Below are 2,792 nucleotides of genomic sequence, written 5' to 3'. Positions count from 1 at the left end.
CCCGGCTGCCGTGGGTCAGCCGGGTGCCGTCGGGGCCGACGGGCAGGGAGTCCGGGTGGGCCAGGGTGAACCACGGCGGCGGAGAGGCGGTGGGGGTGGCGAGGTCGACGGCGACCCCGGCCGCGTGGAGGCGGTCGAGGTGGGCGTCGAGCCAGTCGAAGTCGTAGCGGCCTTCTTCGGGTTCCATCAGGGCCCAGGAGAAGACGCCGACGGTGGCGAGGTTGACGCGCGCGTGGCGCATCAGCTCGTCGTCCTGCTTCCACACCTCGGCGTCCCACTGTTCGGGGTTGTAGTCCCCGCCGAAGGCGAGGCCGCCGAGGCGGTCGGTGAGCCGGCGGATGTCCATGGGCGACAGGTCCTTTGCTGAGGAGTCAACTGTGGTGCGGGGCCGGTGCGGTGCTCTCGCGGACCACCAGCTCCGGCGGCATCAGGAGGAGTTGGTCCGCCACCTCCTCGCCCGTGGTCATCGCCGTGATCCGCGCCATGACCTGGTCGACGGCGACCTGCCCGAGGTCCTTCTTGGGGCTGGTCACGGAGGTGAGGCGGGGGGCGTGCTGCTCGGCCAGCGGGTCGGGGCAGATGGCGATGACGGAGGCGTCCTCCGGCACGGTGCGCCCGCTGGCGCGCAGCAGGCTGAGCAGCGGGCCGATCGCGGTCTCGTTCTGGACGACGAAGCCGGTGGTGTCCGGGCGGTCCGCGAGGATGCGGGCCAGGGTGCCGGCGGTGCTCTCGTAGGTGCCCTCGCAGGGCCGGTGAAGGAAGCGCAGGCCGCGCCGTTCGGCGCGGGAGCGGAAGCCGTTCAGGGTGCGCTCGGCGTAGCCGGAGTGGCGCCGGTAGACGCCGCTGCTGTAGCCGATGAAGGCGACGTCGCGGTGGCCGAGGTCGGCGAGGTGGTCGGCGCACAGGGCGCCGGCGGTGGCGAAGTCGTGGTCGACGCAGGAGAGTCCGGTGGGGTCGTCGGGCAGGCCGATGAGTGCGGCGGGGATGTCCTCGGCGCGCAGGACCGGGATGCGGTCGTCGTCGAGCCGTACGTCCATGAGGATGACGCCGTCGGCGAGTCCGGTGGCGGCGACCCGGCGGACGCCTTCGGGGCCTTCGTCGTTGGTGAGCAGCAGGACGTCGTAGCCGTGTTCGCGGGCCGCGACGGTGACGGCGATGGCGATCTCCGTCATGGTGGGCACGTGTACCTCGGGGTTGAGTGGCACGACCAGGGCGATGATGTGCGAACGCTTGCCGGCCAGGGCCCGGGCACCCGCGTTGGGGTGGTAGCCGAGCTCCGTGATGGCTCGTTCGATGCGGGTCCTGGTCTCGTGGGAGATCGGGCGCTTGCCGCTGAGGGCGTAGCTGACCGTGCTGGACGAGACGCCGGCGTGCCTGGCCACATCGGCGAGTTTCACCATCGCTCTGTTTCCTTCGTTTCGGTTCCGTTGAGGGCGTGTTCCCGGCCCGGTCCCGGTCCGGCGGGGCGCGCCGGACCGGAGCGGACGGCTCAGCCCTTGATCGCTCCGGTGAGGACACCGGTACGAAGGTGCTTCTGCACGAACGGGTACACGATCACCAGTGGTACCAGGGTGAGGACCACGACCGCCATCTGCAGCGACAGCGGGGCGGTCTGCACGCTGGTGTTCCCGAAGCCCGAGTTGACCGAACCGGGCAGGCCGTTCGCCCGGTTGACGTAGGTGAGCAACACGTACTGCAGCGGCCATTTCTGACTGTCCGTCGGCATGTAGAGCATGACGTTGAAGAAGGAGTTCCAGTACCCGACGGCGTAGAACAGCGCGGTGACGGCGGTGACGGCGCGCGAGGTGGGCAGGACGACCGACCACAGGATGCGCCAGTCGCCGGCGCCGTCCATCCGGGCCGCATCGATCAGTTCGGAGGAGGTCTCCTGGTAGAAGGCGCGCAGCACCAGGATGTTGAAGACGGAGACCGCGCTCGGCAGGATCAGCGCCCACCACTGGCCGTAGCCGCCGAGGCCGGTGACGACCAGGAAGCTCGGGATCAGGCCGCCGCTGATGAACATCGTGGTGATCAGCAGCAGCAGGACGAAGCGGTGCCCGAGGGAGCGTGGCCGGGAGAGGCCGTAGGCGCACAGGATGGAGACGGCCATGGACAGCGCGGTGCCGACCACGGTGATGCCCAGGCTCACCCCCAGCGCGGTGATGATCGTCGGGTCGCCGAGCATCTGGCGGTACGTCTCGGTGGTCAGGCCGTCCGGCCAGATCACCAGGCCGCCGGCCCGGTTGATGGCGCCGGGGGTGGAGAAGCTGGTCAGGACGATGATCCAGAGCGGGACCAGGATGACGGCGAGCGTCCCGCCGAGCGTGAGGCCCTTGGCGGCCTGGCCGACGGCGGTGGGCGGATCGTCCCAGGGCGGGCGGGCGGAGTGGGCCCGGCGGCGGGCGGCTGCTGTCGTGGTGCGGCGCTTCTCGCCCCGCGAACCCATGGTGAGTGCGTTCGTCATTTGCGGTACAGCCCGTCCTCGCCGAAGGCGTGCGCCAGCTTGTTGGCACCCCAGATGAGCAGCAGCGAGACCACGCTCTTGAAGAGCCCGGCCGCCGCGCCGTAGCTGTAGCCGCCGGTGGCGATGCCGTAGTAGAAGGAGAAGGTGTCCAGGACGTCCGCGGCGTCGTGGCCGACGGCGTCGCGCTGGACCAGGAACTGCTCGAAGCCGACGGACAGGGCGTTGCCGAGCCGCAGGACGAGCATCAGCACGATCACCCCGCGCAGGCCCGGCAGCGTGATGTGCCACATCCGCCGCAGCCGCCCGGCGCCGTCGGCGGCCTCCGGCC

3 protein-coding genes and 1 pseudogene are annotated in these 2,792 nt (G+C 70.7%); all 4 read right to left on the bottom strand.

All coding sequences use genetic code 11. The features are described from left to right. A partial coding sequence (locus AB0O00_RS34535) for a beta-galactosidase (RefSeq protein ID WP_363658594.1) occupies positions 1-346 on the bottom strand: 346 nt, incomplete at its 3' end. Positions 347-371: 25 nt separating this feature from the next. Continuing rightward, positions 372-1,400 carry a LacI family DNA-binding transcriptional regulator gene (locus AB0O00_RS34530; RefSeq protein WP_363658592.1) on the bottom strand — a complete coding sequence of 343 codons (1,029 nt, stop codon included), beginning with the start codon at positions 1,398-1,400 and terminating at the stop codon, positions 372-374. 89 nt (positions 1,401-1,489) lie between these two features. Continuing rightward, the gene (locus AB0O00_RS34525) at positions 1,490-2,464 is read right to left on the bottom strand and encodes a carbohydrate ABC transporter permease (RefSeq protein WP_363658590.1); all 975 of its coding nucleotides are present in this window, start codon (positions 2,462-2,464) and stop codon (positions 1,490-1,492) included. Next, a pseudogene (locus AB0O00_RS34520) lies at positions 2,461-2,792 on the bottom strand (sugar ABC transporter permease); the annotation flags it as partial. The pseudogene AB0O00_RS34520 and the gene AB0O00_RS34525, both read right to left, overlap by 4 nt.

Origin of the sequence: Kitasatospora sp. NPDC093558, assembly GCF_040683475.1 — a bacterium.
In the GTDB taxonomy this organism is placed as follows: domain Bacteria; phylum Actinomycetota; class Actinomycetes; order Streptomycetales; family Streptomycetaceae; genus Kitasatospora.
The sequence above is the reverse complement of the archived record's forward strand: the minus strand, read 5'-3'. Positions and strand labels throughout refer to the sequence as shown.

Coding starts and splice junctions, on each gene's coding strand:
- AB0O00_RS34530 (WP_363658592.1), bottom strand. CDS start 1,400: ATGGTGAAACTCGCCGATGTGGCCAGGCACGCCGGCGTCTCGTCCAGC.
- AB0O00_RS34525 (WP_363658590.1), bottom strand. CDS start 2,464: ATGACGAACGCACTCACCATGGGTTCGCGGGGCGAGAAGCGCCGCACC.